Below are 19,463 nucleotides of genomic sequence, written 5' to 3'. Positions count from 1 at the left end.
CGGGATTCAAGCGCTCAGGCGGGCGCTTCGGCGTCGAACCAGCGCCGGGCGGCAGCCGGATCGTTGCTGATCACGGCCGTGGCGCCGAGAACCCGCGCCCGGCGAAACTGCGCCGGGGTATCGCAGGTGTAGACGTAGAGCGGCCGTTCCAGCGCGGCAAGCTGCGCGCGCCGCCGCTCGCCGAAGCGATCGATGGCCACGCAGATGGCCGCCAACCGTGCCCGCTGGCGCGCCGCCGATGCCAGCAAACCGGGCTGCTGGACGTTACGCACCAGGGCCAGCGTCGGCACCAGGGCATGAACCGCGTCCAGCGCGGCTCCGTGGAAGGACAGGATCGATGCGTGCCCGATCAGACCTGCGGCCCGTATCGCCTCCGCGGTGCGCTCGGCCAGTTCGCGATGGCGGTCGCGCCCCCGCCACCCCTCGGCATGCTTGATCTCCAGGTAGAGGTGCGTGCGACCACCCCAGCCGGCCAGCACGTCGGTCAGACGCAGCATCCGATGGGATGTGGCCTGCCCGGCGAACCAGCGGCCCACGTCCAGCCCCGCGAGGTCACGCCAGTCGTGATCGCGAATGCGGGCACGGCGCAGACCCAGGCGCGCGAGGGTGGCATCGTGGAAGACCACCACTTCACCATCGCGGGAGAGCTGCAGGTCCAGTTCGATCCCGTCCGCCTCGTCCGCCAGCGCGGCGTCGAACGCCGCCGCGGTATTTTCCGGTTCGGCATGGGAAGCGCCGCGGTGGGCGATGATGCGCATCAGCGCATGCGCTGGCGCAGTGCCGCCGGCCGGAAGTCGCCGGGCTGGTAGCGACCGGTGTTGTAGAACACGCCCGGCGCCTCGTTGGTTAGCCGGGTGGCAAAGTAGCGGCCATCCTTGAGATCGAAGATGAACACCGGGCCGGTATAGGTCAGCTGCAGATCGTAGTACTGCACCGCGTGGCCTTCCTGGAAGCGCCAGATATTACCGGCCTTGTCGTAGTTGTCGACCATCAGGATTGACCAGGAGTCCTCGTCGATATAGAAGACGCGGGTGCCGAACTCGTGGTTCTCGCCACCCCGCTCGGTGGCCTCCACCACCCACACGCGGTGGCGCTCGTAACGCATCTCGCCGGGGTCGGGATGGCCGGGCTGCAGCAGCGATTGATAACTCAGGTCGGGATCCTGCAGGCGATAACCGTTGTAGGGCACGATCATTTCCTTCCGGCCGACCAGCCGCCAGACATAACGGTCGAATGAGCCGTTGTACATGTCGATCTGGTCCAGATACATCAGCCCGTCGGTGGACGGGCGGGGATTGTCGTAGCCGATCGGCGGCACCCGGAACAGGCGCATGGCACCGGGCACCGACGCCCAGATGCGGCGCTCCCCGCGACGCTTGTTCATGGTCTCGTGCACCAGCACCGAGCCCTTGCGCCGGCCGCTGTCATCCAGCGACATCAGGTAGTAGGCGATGATGTTCTCGCCGATGCCGGCGGGCGCCGACAGGTTGCCGTAGCCGAACAGCACCTCTTCCACCCGGCGCTGGATATTGGCGATACCGTCGTCACGCACCACGGCCTCGTCGGAGCGCACCCAGATGTCATTGCTGCGAAACCGCAGCCGGTGGTTCCAGAGCACCTCCACGCCGGTTTCGGGCTGTCGGAACGGAAAGCCGAGCCGCGCACCTACCAATGAATCCGGGTCCTCGAGCCGGGCCCGGCGCTGGTTGGCCAGCGTGGCCCGGTAGATGGCCTCCGGATAGGCCGCCGTGCGATGCGTGGGATAAACCGGCATGCGGTAGTCCGGATAGCGCTCGAACAGGGCGCGATGTCCGGCGGACAGCAGATCCCGGTACTGGTCCAGGTTGTCGCGCGTGATGACGAATGCCGGTTCCTCGTCGGCGAACGGATCCACCACCCGGTCACCGGACTCGAAGCCGGAAGGCGCACGGTCCGGCGTCAGACCGCCACGCCAGGGCGGAATGCTGCCGTCGGCATTGCCGGCCCGCACAGCTCCGACCGGCGTCAGGTCGTCACCGGTATCCGGCACCCCCGCCGGCATGGGGACCACGCCGGTATCCGCTGGGGCCGCCGCCACCGCGTCGCTGCCGTCATCATCACCAGCGGCCGGCTCGGCCGGCGATTCGCTACCGCTGCCGGCCAGCCCCTGCATGGCCATAGGCTCCAGACCGGGCGGCCGGGCATCGAGGAATTCGACCCACTGCCCGGCCAGGTCGGCGACCGCCTGATAACCACGCGCCGACTCGAATGCCTGGCGCGCCTGCTCCGGTTGCGATTGCTGGTAGTAGGCCAGCCCCTGCGACAGCAACAGCGTGCCGGTTTCCCCACCGATGCCGCCCCGGGCCCGGGCGCGCTCGAAGGCCTCGGCCGCGGCCGACCAGTTCGCCAGATCCATCTGCAGCTGGCCCAGCTGGGCATACAACTGCGGGTCGCCGGTGGCATCCGCCGCCCGGCGCAGTGGGTCGATGGCGCGGGTGAATTCCTCGGCCCGGGTCCAGGCCGATGCCAGCAGCCGCCAGTTGCCGGCGTTGGTCGGTATCTGGCCGGATTCCATCCACGCCGACAACTGGGTAGCCGCGTCATAGGGCACGCCGCTCTGGAGGTAGGCCCGCACCAGTTGCAGACGTTCCGAGGCGGTATCCAGCATGCCACGGCGCTGGGCAATTTCCAGCGCCGATACGGCTTCGGCATCGGCCCCGCGCCGGGTATTCACCGCCGCCAGCTGCAGCCAGTAGGCCTTGTTGTCGGGGGCCAGCTTCACCAGTTCATTCAGCGCCCGGGCCGCGGCGTCGAAACGGCCGGCTTCCATGAACACCGCCAGCTGCAGCCGGTACAGGCCCTCGTCACGGCTGCCCACCTGCGAGGCACGTTCCAGCGGCGCCACCGCCTGGTCCCACTGACCCAGCTGGGCGTGGGCATTGCCCAGCGCCAGCCAGGCCTGCGCGTCCACCGCGCCGGCGGCCACGCCGCGCTCGATCATTGGCTGCATGGTTTCCACCACCTGGCGGTATTCACCAGCCGCCGCCTGCAACTGCGCCAGATTGGCACGCATCTCGTTCATCGCCGGCTCGGCCAGGGCGTTCAGCGCGATGGCTCGCTCGAGATAGCCCCGCGCCTTGGCCAGGTCACCCTCCTGCGCCGCCAGCCCCGCGAGATGCTGCAGCGTCAGCGCCCGGCCGTAGTCACTGCCGCCGCCCTGCTCGAGCTGGCGCTCCAGGTCCTCGCGAGTGGCGGTTTCGGCTTCCTCGGCCGGCACCTCCTGCACCTGCGAGCGGTACTGCTGGGCCGCTGCGGGCACGGCGGTCATCGCCATCACGGCCAGAAGAAGACCGTTAACCGCAGATTTGCGCAGATTTGCGCAGATCGATGATGTTCCGTGATGAGACCGTAAATCCGAGGGGACCGTCCTGCCATGGTGACCGCGACTCGCGTTCGCCCGAAGCGCACGGGTTGCCCAGAACACGAGCCGCAAATCGCTCGCATGGAATCTGCCGAAATCTGCGTCAGTCTGCGGTTTATTCCCGTGGATTCCGCCTTTCACTGAATGCACGGGATTCATCATCGCCAGTTCATCTTGCAGTCTTCGAGCTTGAACTCGAATTTCCAGGTCACCCGGTAGGCCTTGTCCTCGTCGCTGGCTTCGTACAGCCAGTACTGCAGGCTTTCGACCATGGGTTGTTCGAACACGCCGCGCGGTTCGGCGTCGACCACCTTTATGTTGGTGACCTTGCCGCGCGGGGTGACGTTGAATTCCGCGATCGCCCAGCCCTCGATGCCCTGACGACAGGCACTTTCGGGGATCTGGGGCCGGGCGGTGGACAACGGCACCAGATCGCGCCCGCCGCTGCCGGGCCCGGATCCGCGTCCGCTGCCGCTCCCTTCACCGCCGCCGAAACCACCGCCGCTGCCGCCGGCGGCCATCCCGCCGAAGGACTCGCCCATGCCGGTCTTGCTGGAGAGTTCGGGCTTGAAATCCATCTGCGGCAGCACGGTGTTAGCGTCGGTCTTCGGCGCCGGAATGGGAATCCCGCTGGGCCGCGATAACCCCGGCACCGGCGGCGGTTCCGGCGGCGCGCTGGAACCGCCGCCACCGGCCGCCTGCTTCGACTGCGGCTCGGGCGGCTCGGTCATGCGGGTCACGCGAACCTTGGCCTTGTCCGGGCGGGCTTCCTCGTCACCCTGCGGCGGGGCCACCAGCCACTGCATCACCCAGAACAGGCCGAGGCTGACGATGAGTGCCGACAACAGGGCCAGCGGGAAGCGCATCGTCCGGACTACTCGGGATCGGCAGCGATGGCCATATCGTCCACGCCGGCCAGCCGGACCTGATCCATGACCCGCACCAACAACCCGCTCGGCGCCTTCTCATCGGCCTGGATGATCACCGCGGAATCCGGATTCTCGGCGCGCAACCGCTCGACATTGGCCCGCACTGCCCGCACGTCCACCGACTGCTTGTCGATCCAGACCTCGCCGGCCGGGTTGATGCCGATGAGAATGTTGTTGGCGTCACGGCTCTCGGCGGTCTGCGCCGTGGGCTGATCCACGGTGATGCCGGAGGGTTTGATGAATGACGTGGTGACGATGAAGAAGATCAGCATGATGAACACGATGTCCAGCATCGGCGTCATGTTGATTTCGTTGTCGTCCTCGTCGGCAAGATTCAGCCGCCTACGCCTGGCCATGACCGCCTCCCGCCCCGTGGATGTCGAGCCGATCGGCCAGACGCCGGGTTTCGCGCGCCGCCCGCTGCGGGAACCGGGTGCCGAAATACAGGCCCGACAGGGCCACCACCATGCCGGCCATGGTGGGAATGGTTGCCTGGGACACGCCCGAGGCCATGGCCCGGGCATCGGATGTGCCCTTGAGCGCCATCACGTCGAACACCTGGATCATGCCGGTCACCGTGCCCAGCAGCCCCAGCAGCGGACACAGGGCGATCAGGTTGCGAATCGCCGGCAGTCCGGCGCGTAGCTGCGCGTTGGCCCGCGACACGATCAGCCCGCGGATGGCCCGCGCCCGCCACGAACTGTGATCGGCCCGGGCCCGCCATTCGTCCTGCCAGCGGCGCACCCGCCGCGGAAACACGAAGCGGTAGAACCAGAGGCGCTCCAGGATCAGCGTCCACAACAGTACGGTAACGAACAGGATCGCCCACAGAATGTCGCCACCGGTATCGATGAACCGGTCGAACCAGTCCGGTGCCAGCGCGACGATCATGCCCCAGTCAGGCACGGGAGCTCCCGGACGTGCGACTCTCCAGATAGCGCGCCAGCAGCCCGGCGCTCTGCTCCTCCAGAATCTGGATCAGCCCGCGGCTGCGCGAGGCCAGCAGGCTGTGGGCGAACAGCAGCGGGATCGCCACCACCAGCCCCAGTACCGTCGTCACCAGCGCCTGGGAAATGCCGCCAGCCATCAGCTTGGGATCGCCGGTACCGAACAGGGTGATCGCCTGGAAGGTGGCGATCATGCCCACCACCGTGCCGAGCAGGCCCATCAGCGGCGCCACCGCGGCCAGCAGCTTGATCAGCGGCTGCGTACGCTGCAGCCGCGGCGCTTCGCGAATCACCGCCTCGTCGAGGCTCAGTTCCAGGCCTTCGGGATCATCGGCATCCGCGTCGCGGGCCGCCTGCAGGATACGGCCGAGCGGATTGTTCGAACTCGGTTCGCCAAGATTCTTCAGTTGCCCGCGCACGCGCCGACCGGTGGCCAGCAGGCGCAGGAACTGCCAGATCGCCAGCAGCACCCCGAACACGCCCAGACCGATGATCACGTAGCCAACGCCCCCGCCCTGATGGACTCGCTCCAGCAGGTCCGGCCGCTGCCCCAGCAGCGACAGGATGTTGCCGCGCGTGGGATCGATTGCCATCGGTACCAGGCCGCTGTCCGCGCTTTCCAGGTCCGCCGCCATCGAGCGCGCGCCGCCGCCCGGCTGGCGGGCCAGACGCTTCAGGCCGGTGCCGGGCAGATACTGCAGGTAATCGCCGCCGGCCACCGCCACGAACGAACCCACCCGCGTCACCGCTTCCTCCGCCGTGCTGCCGTCCGGTGCAACCACGGGGGCGTCAAACGTGGTGACCTGACCGCTGGCGGTCATTTCCTGCTGCAGCAGGAACCAGAGTTGTTGCAACTCTTCGGCACTGGGCACGCTGTCGCTGGCGGCCAGTGCTGACAGCTGCGACTCGCGCTCGGGATACTGGGCGGTGATCAGCGAATCCGACGCCACCGCCTGCAGATCGCCGGCCGCCTGACGCACCACCGCCACCATCTGGTTGAGATCACCGGCCTTGTCTTCCAGTTCGGTCTGCAACGCCGTGATTTCCTGCTGCAGGCTGTCATAACGACCGCGCAGTTCACTGGTGCGGCTCTCGATCGGCGCCAGCTCGGCCCGTGCCTCGGCCAGTAGCCGCTGCTGTTCCTGCTTGTTCTCGAGGAAGCGCTGCTCGCGCTCGCGGTTGATGCGGTTACTGGCCTGCTGGGCCTCCTCGACCTCGCGCAGCAGGGACTCCAGGCTGGGTGCGGCCGACACGGTCCCGGCAAACAGCGCGGCAAGCAGAACGGGGACAAGACGGATCATGAGGCGCTCCCCGACGGCTGCTCCCGGGCGGGGGCGGTATTCCAGTCAGCCGAGTCGTTCGACGCACCCTCTTCCGTGTCGGCGGCGGGCTCGGCCGGGGTATCCGGTGATTCCGCCGGGCTGTCCGCCTCGGGCAGCGCCGCGGGCTCGGGGGGCGAGGGCGCCGGCACCGCCACCTCGATCAACTGCGGGGCCGCCACATCCTTGGCCACGCGAATGCCCTCGCGCACGGGATTGCGGTAGCGGTCGGCCAACGGCTGCCAGGCGCCGCTCTCACGGTCCCAGTAGCCGGCGCGGGCGTCGTCGGGTGTCAGATAGAACAGCATGGTCCGCCCCACCCGAAGGAATTCCACCAGCCGGGGGCTGTCGTCCAGCTCTATCTCGCCGCGGTAGGTGCCCATGGTGCGGCCGTACTCGGCTTCGGCCTGATAGGCCTCGAGCACGCGCCGGAAGCGCTCCGCCACGTTGAGGTCGGGATTCGCGGCGGCCTCGCGCAGCCCGGCCACGCGCTCGCGCCGTTCGGCCAGCGAAAACGGCAGATCCGCCTCGACGAACCGTTCCAGCCCGTCGATCATCCGCAGCATCAGCGGTTCCACCTGCTCGCGCAGGTCACCCACCCGGTCGATGCGGTCCTGCAACGCCTGCTTGCGGCGTTCCTGTTCGGTCACCACCTTCTCTAGCTCGCGGTTGTACACCTGCAGCTGCTGGGTCCGGGTGACCGCCTCGCGGTAGGCATCCAGCATCCGGCGGGTTTCCGCCGACAGGTTATCGATGCGGTCCTGGGAGGCGGCATCGGCCTGATTGGTCTCGGCCACCGTGCTGCGCGCCTGCTCCACCGGGTCGGCGGCGCCCGCCAGCATCGGCAGACAACAGACAACCCACAGCCAGCGCCATCGCTTGTCGATCACGGTAATTGCATCCTCCTTGCCCGCAGCTCGCATCGGCTTGGAACCGCACCCATGGCGCGGGTTCCCCGATTTACGTTCGGTTTCCTTCGATGATAACAGGACGCTTTCCGGATAATCGGCGGCTCAGGCAATCCGCCGGGTGGCTTCCGCCAGCCGCTGCGCCTGAATGCGGTTGAGATTGCGGAACACCAGCGCCGCGGTCCGCGGATAACGGCGCCGCAGCTGTTCCAGATCGTCGGAATCGAATCGCAGCAGCCGCACGTCGGTCACGGCATCGACATTCGCCGTGCGGCGACGGGCGAAGTGACCCACCTCGCCGAGTACCGCACCTCGCCGCAGTCGCTGCAGTTCCACCTGCTGATCCTCGCGCTCGACCCAGACCCGCAGTTCGCCATCGATCACCACGAAGATGTCGCCGGCCTCGTCGCCTTCCGCAATCACCCGTTCCCCGGCCGGACTCTGCTGGATTTCCGACAGCAGCGCGAAGATGCGGGCCTGACGCAGCTTGAGATCGGCGAACAGCGGAATCGAATCCTGCGGGGCGCGGCCCAGGTCCAGCCGCAGCACGTCCCAGAGGGTGACGATCTTGACGCCGGATGCCAGCGCCGGGGTAAAGGTCACGTCCGTCAGCCAGGCCACCGCAATAGTAAAGGCCGCCAGCGCCCCGAACTGCACCTGGTTCTGCAGGCCGCTGGTGGTCAGCATCAGGAAACCCGCAATCAGCGCCAGCGAGGTGTAGGTGACCGGTCGCAGCACGGCCCGCAACGCGCTGACGGTGGCCCGGGACTCGCTGGCGAAACGCCGCGCGTCGTTGTTGAAGCGCGCCAGGTAGTACAGCGTGTCGTCCACCGCGATGCCCAGCACGATGCAGGCGATCAGGCTGGTAGTGGGATTGAGCGTGACCCCGGAAAACCCCAGCGCGCCGAAGTACAGCAACACCGGCAGCAGATTGGGCAGCAGCGCCAGGGCCCCGGTGGAAAACGAGGTGAACAGCGCCGACAGCAGCAGGAATACCACCAGCAGCGCCGCGCCAATGGTCACGATCTGGCCGCTGGCGATGTCATCCACCACGTTGCCGAGCAGGACCGGGGTACCGGTCACCCGGCCCGACAGCGGCTCGGGCAGGGTCGCCAGCCGATCGCGAATGCGGTCGACCAGCGCGCCGATCGCCGCGCTGTCGCTGACGTTGGCGCGCACCTTCAACTGAGTGTGCCGCAGCCCGGTGTCGGCCAGGCTCTCCAGCGTATCGCCACCGCCGAACAGCAGGAGCTGCTTGACCGCGGTGGCGTTGTCGGGAATTGCGTAGGCGGCCGCGTCCCCCTCGTTGAGCGCGCGATTGAGCGTGCGCACGTAATCCACCAGCGAGGTCACCGAGCCGATTTCGGGTTGCTCCGCCAGCCACCGCTGCAGTTCGTCCAGGGCCGCCAGCAGGTCCGGCCGGGCGAAACTGCCCTGCGCCGGCGCGGTGAGCACCACCGACAACGGTGTGGCCCCGCCGAAATCCCCGCTGATGCGGTTGAAGTCCTGGCGTACCGGGGTGGACTCGCCGAATCCGTTGACATAGTCCGTGCCCACCCGGATACCCGAGGCCCCGACCAGCGCTACCAGCATCAGCACCCCGCCGGCCGCCAGAATCCGGCGCCGGTGGCGGACGTTGAATGCCGCCAGCCAGCTGGAGCCGAAGCGCACCAGCCGCGCCCCCGGCGGCGCCCCGATGTTGTGGCAGGCGAACAGCCGCAGCATGGCCGGCAGAAAGGTCAGCGACAGCAACACGGAGAACCCGATACCCAGGGCCGACAGCCAGGCGAATTCCCGGATCGGCGCCAGCGGCGACAGCATCAGGGCGAGAAAACCCGAGCCGGTGGTGGCCCCGGTCAACAGCAGCGGCATGCCGACATCGGCCACGGCCGCCGCCGCCGGGTCGGCCGCCCGTCGCACCCGGTAGTAGGCCGACAGCAGATGCAGGGTGTAGGCCAGCCCCACCGTGATCACCACCGGCGGCACGATGGCGGTGATCAGATTGAGGCTGCGGCCCGTCAGCGACATCACCGCCAGTACCCAGACCAGGGCAATGCCAATGGTCGCCATTGGCAGCAGCACGCCGCGGGCGCTGCGGAACGCCACCAGCAGGAACAGGGCCACCAGCACCAGAATCCCCGGTACCAGCCGCGTGAGCTCCCGCATCAGCGCCTCGACCGTGGCGGCCTTGATCGCCGGCGGACCGGTGACGCGCACGCCGGCCGTGTCAGCGAATGCCGCATCCACGGCAGCGCGGATGCCCGCCATGGCGGCCTGCCCGCCGGGATCGGTTTCGTAGTCGGCGGCCAGTGCCACCACCAGGGCGGTGGCCCGACCCTCCGCCCCCAGCAGAGTCCCGGCAATCAGCGGATTGGCCCGGGCCGCCTGCGCCAGCGCCTCGCCTTCGCCCGCGCTGGCGGCGCCCAGATCCAGGGTGTCGCCGTCGGCCCGCATCAGCGGCGCCGAGGCCAGGGAAGTTACCGATTGCACGTAGGGCAACGCCGCCAGATCACGATCCAGCGCCGCCAGCGATGTCAGGGTAGCCGCCGCGAACACGTCTTCCGGATACAGCGCCACCACCACCGATTCCGACTGACCGAAGATGCGTTCGACCCGCTTCAGATAGGCCTGCGCCTCGCCGCCGGCCGGCAGCAGCGTGCCGATGGCGGGATCGATGTCGATTGCCAGCCGCCGCTCCGGCCAGTCCACCAGGCTCGCTGCGGCCAGCGCGGTAAGGGCCACCACGCCTGCCACCACCCAGCCGGCATGGCGGGTCACCCACTCGGACAGCGTGGCAATCACCGGCGGCCGGGCCCCGGATCAGCCGGCATCGCGGCGGCGGGCCGCATCCGGATCATAAACACCCAGATAGAAGGTGCGGGAGTTGAACACCCCGTCGGATACGTCCTCGTCGTACTCCACCGAGGTGACTTCCAGCTGCGTCTCGGTGCCGTCCTGCCGATCCGTCATGGTCGACCGGGTGGCCAGCCAGCGCTCGCCCACCTGACGCAGCGAGGATGGATCCGCGGTATAGCGCTTGGTCAGTTCCGCACCGCGCTCGAAGAAGTCCACCCGCAGGGTCACGCAGGTCTCCCGGTCCACCCGGAATACCAGCCGCTCGTAGGCACTCTCATCCCCGGCCGGCGGGGTCAGGGCCACGATATCGACCGTGCGGCCGTCGATCTCCCCGGCGCCTTCACCGGCCAGCGTGCCGCCCTCGGAAATGCTGCGCAGCTGTTTCATGTCCTCGTAGCTGAAATCCGTGCCCAGCAGGCTTTCCGTGGCGGTCTTGCCGCTGACCCGCCGCACCTTCTGGAGCGATGGCAGATACAGGAACAGGCGGTCGGATTCCGGCGTGTCCACCATCAGATAGCTCACGCCCGACAGATCAATGGGCGCCCGTACCACCAGGTTGGCCCGGTTTTCTTTCTCGAAACGCTTGACGAAGAAGGTGGCCTCGATCTGGCGGCGATTGCCGGCGCGGTCGGTGCTGTCCAGCGTCAGGTCCTGGACCATGGTCTTTTCCGGCAGATTGGCCCGGCTGCAGGCCCGCACTTCCTCGGGGTCGGGGGCCGCCCGGACCGGCGCGGTCAGCACGCCGGCCACCCCGGCGGTCAGCAACAAAACAACTCGCATCATGGCGTCATGCCTCCTGAAGAAGATCATCGGCGGTTCGGCGCCGGGCGGCGGCCGCTCGCACCGGCGCGCCGCTGTCCTGCCAGCGTCGGGCTGCGGTCCGCCACCAGTCACGCGCCGCGGCGCCATCACCGGCCCGGGCGCTGTAGTCACCGCGCAGCAGCGCCAGTTCCGCCGCGAACAACCGCGCGTCGGTTTGCTCGATGCCCGCGGCTACCTGATCCAGCAATGCCGACACCGCCGTCTCGTCACCGGAGGCCAGACCGAGTTCCGCCACCACCAGCCGCGCCCGCAACGCCCAGACCGCACTGCCGGCGCGCTCGGCCACCTCGAGCGCTGTCCGGGCGTCATCCAGACCGGCTTGCGGGTCGCCGGCGCGGAAACGCGCCTGGGCCAGCAGACTCAGATGCAGGCTGAGGAACTGGTGCGCCGGCGCGCCGGCTTTCACCAAGTCCCGGCCATTATCCAGGATGCGTACCGCCGCCTGCCATTCGCCGGCCAACATGTGCGCCATGGCCAGGGCCCGTTGCGCCACTTCCCGGAAGGTGCCGCTGCCGGATTCCTCGGCCCAGGCCACCGCCCGCGCGGCCTGCTCGCGGCTGTCGCCGGCCTCGCCCCGCAGGAACGCCACTTCCACCTGATTGGCAACCAGCCAGCTGATGCGCCGCCCGTCGGCCGCCAGCCGCTGCCCGCAGGCCTCCAGATCCAGTGCCGCCCGGTCCAGCTGGCCGCGGTAGGCGCGCTGGATCGCCAGCAGCGCCCGCGAAGCGGCGTTGTCGAGCGTAATCGGGCCGTCAATCCAGTCGGCGTCCCCCGCATCGCTGAGCAGCGACTCGCCCTCGGCCAGCTCGCCGGCGGCAAAACAGGCCATCAGCACCGGAATGCGGAAGCGACCCAGCAGATCGGTATCGCCATCGGCCAGCGCCACGCCTTCCCGGGCCGCGGCCAGCGCGGTGCGCGCATCCCCGTGAACGAGCAGTCGCGAGGCATTGGAGATGGCCAGTTCCGCGCGGGCCGGCCCGTCGCCGAGCCGCAGCCCGCGCTCGTAGGCCCGGGCGGCTTCGTCCGCGGGCACCGGCAGCAGCGACGCAACCCGCAAGATGCCGCTGCTGGCCGCCACTGCCACCTCGCGAGCGGCCGGGGTGTCCGGTTCCTCGCCGACCAGGGTCAGTGCCTTGCGGAAAGCCTGCAGGGATGCATCCACATCGCGCTGGGCAGCCCAGCTCGCCACCCCCAGCTGCCAGCGCGCGGCTTCGGCCGGCACCCCGGCCAGCTCCCAGTGATGGGCGATCAGGCTGGCCCGCTCGCCGGCCTGGCGGGGGTCCGGGCAATCCACCGCCAGATGGGCCGCCAGCCGGCCGTGCCGGGATCGCCGGGTCTGCGCCAGCTGCATGCCGTGTGTCACTTCCTGCAGCAGCGGATGGCAGAACTCGTATTCGGTGCCCGCGGGATTGACGGGCGCGATGAACCCGCCCGCCTCGAGGGCGGCCACCGCGGCCGCACGTTCGTCTTCGGCCAGATCATCCAGTGCCGTCAGCCAGGCCAGCACGAAGCGCTTGCCCACCACCGCGGCGGCCTGCAGCAGCTGCTTGTCGCGCCGTGGCAGACGATCGATGCGGGCCCCGAGCAGGGCCTGGACGGAATCCGGCAGCACCAGACGCGGTTCGGCCCGCGCCGGGTGGTAGTCCCCCGCAACGCCGCGGATATCGCCGGCCTCGGCTAGCGCCGCCACCGCCTCCTCGATGAAAAAGGGATTGCCGCCCGCCCGCTCCCGGAGCGTGGTGCGAAGTGGCCGCAGCGCCGGATCGCGCCCGAGCAGATCGTCGAGCATGGCATCCAGCTCGGCGCCGGTCAGCGCCGCCAGATCCACCTGCGCGTCCGCGGCGTCGGCCAGCCAAGGCAGCGACCGTTCACGCCGGTGATTGAACACGGCCAGCACCGGACAACCCGGCAACGACGCGACGAAATGCCGGAAGAACGCCTCGCTGCCGACATCCAGCCAGTGGGCATCCTCGACCAGCACGACCGCGGGTGCCTCGGCCTCGGACAGGGTCCGGGCGCAAAGATCGTGGAGTCCCTGCATCCGCCGCGCGGGATCGATGTCGTCGGAATCGCCGCCCTCGCCGGCGCCGAGGAAATCGCTGATCCAGTCGACCTCCCGGGCGGCGCCCGGATTCTCGAGCAGCAATACCCCGGCGACCTGCCGGCGGATACGGGCCGGCGAGTCGTCTTCGGCAATGTCGAAATAGGTGCGCAGCAACTGGCGTACCGGGAAATACGGCACGGCATCGGCGTAGGGCAGCGCAAAGGTGGTCAGCGTCTTCACGCCCCGGGCCCGGCAACGGGCGACGAATTCGTGGCACAGGCGGCTCTTGCCGATACCCGCCTCGCCGCTCACGGCGAGGATGCCGTGCCGGCCATCCGTGACCAGCGCCTCCAGCGCATCGGTGAGCTGACGCAGTTCCGCGTCACGGCCCACGAACCGGCCACGGCGGCGGGTGGGAAGCCGCTGCCAGTCGGCGGCGGGTGCGGCCCGCAGCAATTCGTGCACGGCCACGGGCGCCTCCGCGCCGGCCACCGTCATGTCGCCCAGCGACCGCAGTTCGAAATGCCCCTGCACCAGGTCCGCGGTATGCCGGGTGAGACAGATGCGCCCCGGTTCGGCGATGGCTTCCATCCGGGCGGCCAGATTCACGATCAGCCCCTGGGCGGTGTAATCCAGCCGCAGATCATCGCCGATGCGCCCCACGATCACCTCACCGGAATTCAGGCCGGTGCGAATGGACAGATTCACGTCCTCCCGCAGACGGAGTTCATCGGCGAAACTGCGCACCGCCTGCCCGGCCGCCAGCGCCGCGTGGCAGGCTCTGACGGCGTGATCCTCGTGCGCCAGCGGCGCCCCGAATAGCGCCATCACGCCATCACCGGTATATTGGTTGACCGTGCCCCCGAAACGATGGACAGCGGTGGCAAGCAGGGTGAACAGGCGATCCAGAATGCCGTGCCAGGCCTCGGGCCCGATCTGGGCGGCCAGCCGCGTCGACCCCTTGACGTCGGCAAACATGACGGTGACCTGCTTGCGCTCCCCGGCCACTGCATGTGCCGATTGCAGCACCCGTTCGACCAGATGCGGCGGGGTATAATCCCGCGGCGCGGCGGCGGGTGCCATCGCCACCAGCGCGGCCCCGCACTGATTGCAGAAACGCGCCTCCTCGGGGTTGCCGTGGGCACAGGCCGGGCAGGTTGTCATGGTGCCTCCGGAATGGCTGCGCTCACGTTAGCACCGTTACTGCCATCGGGCACTGATAGACTCCCTCAGATCATGACGCTGACACCCCCGCAATGATTGACGCCGGCCTGGTCGAGGTCCTGTTCTGGCTGCTGGTCGGCCACGCCGTGGGCGACTTCGCCCTGCAGACCGAATGGATGGTTCGCAGCAAGAACCCCACCCGCCGGGCGCCCCGATCGGCCGGCGAGCACCGGGAATGGGTCTGGGTGCATGTGCTGTCCGCCCACGCCCTCATCCACGGCGGCGCGGTGGCCGCGGCCACCGGCATGGTGGGCCTGGGTATTGCCGAAGCCATCGTCCACTGGCTGATCGATTACGGTAAGTCCCGCCGGTTCTACGGCTTTCATGCCGATCAGTGTCTGCATCTGGCATGCAAACCGGTCTGGGCCGGCCTCTGGTTCTTCCTGGCATGAGCCGTCCGGGCAACCTGCGGGCCCGGTGGGAAGCCGGGGCCCACATCGGCGTGGGGCCGATGCTCGACCAGACCACCCATCGCCGGGTGGTGCTGGTCAACCAGATGGCGATTCTGGCGCTGCCGGTGACGTTGTTCTACGCCATCGTGGCCATCGGGGTGCAGCTGCTGGGGATGGCCGATCTGTGGCCGATCGCCGCCATCACCCCGCCGGTGCTGGCCGGCTACGCGGCAGTCCTGTGGAGCAACCACCGTCGGCGCTTTCTGCTGGCCCGCCTGTTTCTGGCCATGGTGCCGGCGATACAACTCAGCTTCGCCTCCTGGGTGATCGGCAATGGCGCCGGCGTACACCTTTACTTCTTCGTGCTATGGACCGCCCTGTTCCTGCTGTTCACGCGGGGGGAACGCTGGTTGTCGGTGTTGTTCGCCGGCCTCTGGATCAGCCTTTTCATCTGGATCCAGCTGGCGTTCAACCAGCCGGTCATCGCCATGCGCGACCCGGCCTGGTTCACCGATCTGGCCTTCTTCATCAACGCCGTGGGTGCCTTCGCCCTGCTGGGCGGGCTGGTGGCGCTGTTCTATCAGGAGATCAACCATACCGAGGATATGCTCCAGCGCGAGTACCAGCGTTCCGAGGAACTGCTGCGCAATATCCTGCCGGTGACCGTGGCCCGACGGCTGAAGGAAGGCTCCCAAGTCATTGCCGACAGTTTCCCCGACGCCACCCTGCTGTTCGCCGACATCGTCGGCTTCACCGAACTGGCCGGTCGCCTGCCGCCGGGCGACCTAGTGGAACTGCTCAACAAGGTTTTCTCGCGCTTCGACCGCATCGCGGAGCAGGAAGGCTTGGAGAAGATCAAGACCATCGGCGACGAATACATGCTGGCCGGTGGGCTGCCGCTGCCCCGCGCGGATCACGCCCCGGCGGTCGCCCGCGCGGCGCTGCACATGATTGCGGCCATCGATGACCTGAACCAGTCGCTCGACCACAAACTGGCCCTGCGCGTCGGCATGCACAGCGGCGAGGTGGTGGCCGGCGTAATCGGCTCGCGCAAGTTCTCGTTCGACGTCTGGGGCGACACCGTGAACATCGCCAGCCGCATGCAGAGCCAGGGGCTGCCCGGCCGTATCCAGCTAACCGAGGCCACCCACGACCTGCTCGCCGACCAGTTCCATCTGGAGCGCCGCGGCACCCTGCGAGTGCGCGGCAAGGGTCGGATGCCGGTGTGGTTTCTCGAGGGTACGGCCTCGCCGAGTGGAACGCCCGCGGTATCCGCCTAGATTCGATCCGGCGAAATCACGGAATCGCCATCCGTGGCAACCAAACGGCTTCCGCACCGCCGGCAGAGATAAGCGGCACCACGAGCAATCCGCCGATGCCGGATCGTACTGAGATAACGCGGTTCATCGCAGCGACAGCGATAGGGAAAATAGCGCATAGCGCGCGACGCCGGTGCGTCCATTCGATGGCAAACGGTCGCGGCCTTGCCCAAGCATTGCATCACTGCCCGCCATTCCGGACCGTGAGGTTTCACCCGGGAACCGTGGCGCCAGGCCGTCACCACATGCGCTACCTCGTGCGGCACAGTTTCGTTGAGCATCTCGGCGGGATAGCGCGCGCAAAGCGACGCATTGAACCGGATGAGCGCCCGTTGGCGATGCCGTCGGGCATAAACCGTGAGCCCGGCGCTGCGTCCGCGCAGGTCCATACGCACCTGCGGCACGGGCACCGCGAGATCGAAACGTGAATTGGCCCGCTCAATCCATTGCCTCACCGCTGCGACGAGGACAGATTCCGAGGCAATGTGTGCGGGTGCGACCGCTTGCTGGGTCATGGTTGGTAAGTGCGAGGCGGGCCGTAATCGATGCGACATTCTAGCGAATGCGGGATGTCGTTCATCGGTGGCCATGAAAACCCATAGCCACACGGTCCACCCGCCGACTCGTCATCCAGATACAAAGCGCGCAACCACCAACACCAGCCAAAAGAACGGCAACGGCTAGGCCGCCTCGCCCTTGCCCAGCGGCGCCACGGAAAGCCGCAGCCCCAGCGCCTTCAGCACGCCGACCACGGTGGTCAGCGTCGGGTTGCCGTCGGCGTCCAGGGCCTGGTACAGGCCGGCGCGGCTGATACCGACATCGCGCGCCAGCTGGCTCATGTTGCGGGCGCGAGCCACCACGCCCAGCGCGTGCGCCAGAAAGGCCGGATCGTCACCGCCCTCTTCCATGCACGCCAGCAGGTACGCGGCAGCGTCGGCGTCGCTGTGGATGTAATCGGCAGAATCGTATGCACTGAATTTCTCGCTCATGACGATCTCCATGCCTGGGCAATGCGCTTGGCGCGGGCGATGTCGCGCGCCTGGCCGCTCTTGTCGCCGCCGCACAACAGCACCACCCGCACTGTCCCTTGCTGCAGGAAATACACCCGGTAGCCCGGGCCATAGGTCAGGCGCATCTCGCTCACGCCATCGCCCACCGCCTTCACGTCGCCGGGGTTACCCAGCGCCAGCCGATCGATGCGGGCGTTGATCCGACGCGCTGCCGACTGATCCTTCAAGCCATTCAGCCAGGCGTCGAACGTAGCGCTCTTGATGACCTCGACCATCTGTCTACCATAGTGGACGATTGCACCAGTGTCCAATATATTGGACAGGCGGCCAGGGCTAGCCAGGGCACGCCAGAAGAACGCACCGCCCGGCGACGACATGAAGACCACCGCGAACAGCCATCTCGCATGTGTCGCGGCAACCGCCAGTGCGGCGCCGCAATGCGAGCAACGAGTCGCCGTACGGCCGATCGCAACGCGCTACTCCGCCGCGGAAATCCACCAACTGACGCAAGGCCGCCAACACCGCCTGCGATGGGGAAGTCGACCGCTAATGAAGATTGTTGGATAGCTGAGTCCCCCGAATCTCCCCGCAACGCGTTGCATGGAGAGTCCAGGGGTTAGCTACAAAACACTGAGTTAAAGACAGCCACGGGTGGATTTGATCGATCGGCAGGAGTGCCGATCGAGATAACGCGAAAGCGTCGCCCGAAGGGCGGCGGCCACGGATGGCCGCAGTCATAAACCCGGCAAGGAGAGCCCGGTTGATGGCGCGTAAGCGCCACCCGAAGGGCTGCGGCCAGGGACGGCCGCAGTCCACCTCCGACACCAGCCAAAACAACACGCGTGTCGCCCCAGATGAGGCTTGTGGGGTTATGGAGGCGCGGAAGGAAAATGGTAGCCACGGGTGGATTTGACCGATCGGCCACGGATGGCCGATCGACGCGAGCCGCTTAGCGGCGAGTCCGCAGGACGCGGGCCAGGAAGGCCCGCGCAACCGCCGACACCAGCGATAAACAACACGGGTGTCGTCGCTGACGAAACTCGTGCGCTGGCAGATACGCGAGGGAAAAATGGTAGCCACGGGTGGATTTGAACCACCGACACCAGCATTATGAATGCTGTGCTCTAACCCCTGAGCTACGTGGCCACGGCGGCGCGAATCTTACTCAAAAGGCGGGGGGAAAGTCGAGCCCGGCGGGCAATCAGACGTTGAAACGAAAGTGCATCACGTCGCCCTCGTTCACCCGATACTCCTTGCCCTCGAGCCGGAGCTTGCCGGCTTCCTTGGCGCCCTGCTCGCCGCCCAGTCCGACGTAATCGTCGTAGGCGGTGACCTCGGCGCGGATGAAACCGCGCTCGAAATCGGTGTGGATCACCCCGGCGGCCTGCGGCGCGGTGGCGCCGATGCGCACGGTCCAGGCGCGGACTTCCTTCGGCCCGGCGGTGAAGTAGGTCTGCAGACCCAGCAGCCGGTAGGCGGCCCGGATAACGCGGTTGAGGCCGGGCTCCTCGAGCCCGAGGTCGGCCAGGAATTCGGCCTTGTCGGCCTCGTCCAGCAGCGCCATCTCGCCTTCCAGCGCGGCGCAGACTGCCACGACCTGCGCGCCCTCGTCGTCGGCCCGGGCCTGCAGCTTGTCCAGCAGCGGATTGTTCTGGAACCCGTTCTCGTCGACGTTGGCCACGTACAGCACCGGCTTGGCGGTAATCAGATGCAGCTCGTACATGCGCTGACGATCGGCCTCGGACCAGTCACCGGCACGAACCGGCCTGCCTTCATCCAGGTGCGCCACCAGGGCCTCGTACAGCTTGGCTCGCGCGATTTCTTCCTTGCCCCCGGCCTTGGCGGCCTTGAGCGCGCGGTCGCGGGCCCGGATGGCGGTTTCCAGGTCCGCCAGCGCCAGTTCGGTGTCGATGATGTCCACGTCGCGCAGCGGGTCCACGGCGCCGGCCACGTGGGTCACGTCGTCGTCGACGAAGCAGCGGGCCACGTGCAGCACGGCGTCGGTTTCGCGGATGTGGGCGAGGAACTTGTTGCCCAGACCCTCACCCTGGGCCGCGCCGGCCACCAGGCCGGCGATGTCCACGAATTCCATCGCGGTGGGGACGATCTTGGCCGGGTTGACGATATCGGCCAGCGCCTGCAGGCGCGGATCGGGCACCGGCACCACACCGACATTCGGGTCGATGGTGCAGAACGGGTAGTTTTCGGCCGGAATGTCGGCAGCCGTCAGGGCGTTGAACAGGGTGGACTTGCCGACATTGGGCAAGCCGACGATGCCGGCGCGCAGTGCCAC

Annotated in this window: 16 protein-coding genes and 1 tRNA gene; 2 read left to right on the top strand and 15 right to left on the bottom strand. The window is 68.0% G+C overall.

What is annotated here, in order from left to right; genetic code table 11:
- Positions 1-14: 14 nt before the first annotated feature.
- The 10 genes from RM531_RS13200 to RM531_RS13155 form a co-directional block, all read right to left on the bottom strand.
- Positions 15-758 carry a glycerophosphodiester phosphodiesterase gene (locus RM531_RS13200; protein WP_311659860.1) on the bottom strand — a complete coding sequence of 248 codons (744 nt, stop codon included), beginning with the start codon at positions 756-758 and terminating at the stop codon, positions 15-17.
- Positions 758-3,307: a DUF1329 domain-containing protein gene (locus tag RM531_RS13195; protein ID WP_311659859.1), complete on the bottom strand. Its 2,550-nt coding sequence runs from the start codon at positions 3,305-3,307 to the stop codon at positions 758-760. The genes RM531_RS13200 and RM531_RS13195 overlap by 1 nt, the downstream gene beginning before the upstream one ends.
- 251 nt (positions 3,308-3,558) lie before the next feature.
- Positions 3,559-4,266, bottom strand: a complete 708-nt coding sequence (locus RM531_RS13190) for a TonB family protein (protein ID WP_311659858.1) — start codon at positions 4,264-4,266, stop codon at positions 3,559-3,561.
- Positions 4,267-4,274: 8 nt separating this feature from the next.
- Entirely contained in the window at positions 4,275-4,685 is a 411-nt protein-coding gene (locus tag RM531_RS13185; RefSeq protein ID WP_311659857.1) for an ExbD/TolR family protein, read from the bottom strand.
- The gene (locus tag RM531_RS13180; protein ID WP_432280514.1) at positions 4,672-5,220 is read right to left on the bottom strand and encodes a MotA/TolQ/ExbB proton channel family protein; all 549 of its coding nucleotides are present in this window, start codon (positions 5,218-5,220) and stop codon (positions 4,672-4,674) included. The genes RM531_RS13185 and RM531_RS13180 overlap by 14 nt, the downstream gene beginning before the upstream one ends.
- A gap of 7 nt (positions 5,221-5,227) precedes the next feature.
- The gene (locus tag RM531_RS13175; RefSeq protein ID WP_311659854.1) at positions 5,228-6,577 is read right to left on the bottom strand and encodes a DUF3450 family protein; all 1,350 of its coding nucleotides are present in this window, start codon (positions 6,575-6,577) and stop codon (positions 5,228-5,230) included.
- Positions 6,574-7,485 (bottom strand): DUF3450 domain-containing protein, encoded by a 912-nt coding sequence (locus RM531_RS13170; protein ID WP_311659852.1) that lies wholly within the window; start codon positions 7,483-7,485, stop codon positions 6,574-6,576. The genes RM531_RS13175 and RM531_RS13170 overlap by 4 nt, the downstream gene beginning before the upstream one ends.
- A gap of 123 nt (positions 7,486-7,608) precedes the next feature.
- Positions 7,609-10,305, bottom strand: coding sequence for an MMPL family transporter (locus tag RM531_RS13165; RefSeq protein WP_311659850.1), 2,697 nt, complete (start codon positions 10,303-10,305; stop codon positions 7,609-7,611).
- An 18-nt stretch (positions 10,306-10,323) separates the two neighbouring features.
- Positions 10,324-11,142 carry an outer membrane lipoprotein-sorting protein gene (locus RM531_RS13160; RefSeq protein WP_311659849.1) on the bottom strand — a complete coding sequence of 273 codons (819 nt, stop codon included), beginning with the start codon at positions 11,140-11,142 and terminating at the stop codon, positions 10,324-10,326.
- A 4-nt stretch (positions 11,143-11,146) separates the two neighbouring features.
- Positions 11,147-14,389, bottom strand: coding sequence for an adenylate/guanylate cyclase domain-containing protein (locus tag RM531_RS13155; protein WP_311659848.1), 3,243 nt, complete (start codon positions 14,387-14,389; stop codon positions 11,147-11,149).
- 92 nt (positions 14,390-14,481) lie between these two features.
- Here RM531_RS13155 and RM531_RS13150 point away from each other — a divergent pair, with 92 nt between their 5' ends.
- Both RM531_RS13150 and RM531_RS13145 read left to right on the top strand, forming a co-directional pair.
- The gene (locus RM531_RS13150; RefSeq protein WP_311659847.1) at positions 14,482-14,841 is read left to right on the top strand and encodes a DUF3307 domain-containing protein; all 360 of its coding nucleotides are present in this window, start codon (positions 14,482-14,484) and stop codon (positions 14,839-14,841) included.
- Entirely contained in the window at positions 14,838-16,121 is a 1,284-nt protein-coding gene (locus RM531_RS13145; RefSeq protein WP_311659845.1) for an adenylate/guanylate cyclase domain-containing protein, read from the top strand. Before RM531_RS13150 ends, RM531_RS13145 begins: the two co-directional genes overlap by 4 nt.
- Here RM531_RS13145 and RM531_RS13140 read toward each other — a convergent pair.
- The 5 genes from RM531_RS13140 to ychF form a co-directional block, all read right to left on the bottom strand.
- Entirely contained in the window at positions 16,118-16,675 is a 558-nt protein-coding gene (locus tag RM531_RS13140) for a SprT family zinc-dependent metalloprotease (protein WP_311659843.1), read from the bottom strand. The two genes, RM531_RS13145 and RM531_RS13140, sit on opposite strands and share 4 nt — an antisense overlap.
- Before the next feature lie 165 nt (positions 16,676-16,840).
- Positions 16,841-17,149 carry an addiction module antidote protein gene (locus tag RM531_RS13135; protein ID WP_311659842.1) on the bottom strand — a complete coding sequence of 103 codons (309 nt, stop codon included), beginning with the start codon at positions 17,147-17,149 and terminating at the stop codon, positions 16,841-16,843.
- Entirely contained in the window at positions 17,146-17,445 is a 300-nt protein-coding gene (locus RM531_RS13130) for a type II toxin-antitoxin system RelE/ParE family toxin (protein WP_311659840.1), read from the bottom strand. The genes RM531_RS13135 and RM531_RS13130 overlap by 4 nt, the downstream gene beginning before the upstream one ends.
- A 795-nt stretch (positions 17,446-18,240) precedes the next feature.
- A tRNA-Met gene (locus tag RM531_RS13125) sits at positions 18,241-18,316 on the bottom strand.
- Between the two features lie 55 nt (positions 18,317-18,371).
- Positions 18,372-19,463, bottom strand: coding sequence for a redox-regulated ATPase YchF (gene ychF, locus RM531_RS13120; RefSeq protein ID WP_311659838.1), 1,092 nt, complete (start codon positions 19,461-19,463; stop codon positions 18,372-18,374).

The organism is Spectribacter acetivorans, assembly GCF_031846305.1.
GTDB lineage: Bacteria > Pseudomonadota > Gammaproteobacteria > Nevskiales > Salinisphaeraceae > Spectribacter > Spectribacter acetivorans.
This window is presented reverse-complemented; position numbering and strand designations above follow the sequence as displayed.